This window comes from Nonomuraea sp. NPDC048916 (genome assembly GCF_040649575.1).
Taxonomy (GTDB): Bacteria; Actinomycetota; Actinomycetes; order Streptosporangiales; family Streptosporangiaceae; genus Nonomuraea.
Genome location: NZ_JBEZFS010000138.1, coordinates 1 through 840, shown reverse-complemented (window position 1 = coordinate 840; position 840 = coordinate 1). Strand labels below are relative to the sequence as shown.

General features: G+C 61.5%; 2 protein-coding genes. Both read left to right on the top strand.

Features of this window, described 5'->3' with window-relative positions; genetic code table 11:
* The coding region (locus AB0C16_RS40120; protein ID WP_225264432.1) for a DUF742 domain-containing protein at positions 1–270 on the top strand (270 nt) is incomplete at its 5' end.
* Positions 251–838 carry an ATP/GTP-binding protein gene (locus AB0C16_RS40115; protein WP_357691390.1) on the top strand — a complete coding sequence of 196 codons (588 nt, stop codon included), beginning with the start codon at positions 251–253 and terminating at the stop codon, positions 836–838. The genes AB0C16_RS40120 and AB0C16_RS40115, both read left to right, overlap by 20 nt.
* Positions 839–840 lie beyond the last annotated feature (2 nt).

Sequence of the window (840 nt, the reverse complement as noted above, 5' to 3'; positions counted from 1 at the left end):
ATGGAGGCCCTCGTCTCGTCGGCGACGGCTGAGCATCGGGAGTTTTCGCATATCACGCCGGAGTATCAGGCGATCAGTCAGTTGTGTCGGCAGGTTCGGTCGGTGGCTGAGGTGTCGGCGCTGTTGCGGATTCCGCTGGGTGTGGTGCGGGTGTTGATCGCTGATATGGCGGCCGAGGGTCTGGTTCGGGTGCATCAGCCGCAGTTGGATGCCGGTAGGCCAGATGTCAACCTGCTGGAAAGGGTGCTCAGTGGACTTCGCAGGCTCTAGTCCTGGTCTTACTTCGACGAAGATCGTGGTGGCCGGTGGTTTCGGCGTGGGTAAGACGACGTTCGTCGGTGCGGTGTCGGAGATCATGCCGTTGACGACCGAGGCTGTGATGACGGATGCGTCGGTGGGGATCGATGATCTGGGGATGACGCCGTTGAAGTCGACCACGACGGTGGCGATGGATTTCGGGCGGGTGTCGCTGGATCGGGATCTGATTTTGTACTTGTTCGGTACGCCGGGTCAGCATCGGTTCTGGTTCATGTGGGATGACTTGGTGCGGGGGGCGATCGGCGCGGTGGTGTTGGTGGATACGCGGCGGTTGGCGGATAGTTTCCCGGCGATCGACTACTTCGAGGAGGCGCAGTTGCCTTTCGTGGTGGGGGTCAATGGGTGGGATGGGCAGTATCCGCATAGTGATGGGGAGGTGCGTGACGCTTTGACGCTGGCGCCGCATATTCCGCTGATCCGGTTGGATGCCCGGTCCAAGGATTCGGTGAAGAGCGCGTTGATCAATCTGGTCGAGCACGCGCTGACCGTCCGGATGGCCGTACCAGGCTGGAGCGGCTAGCG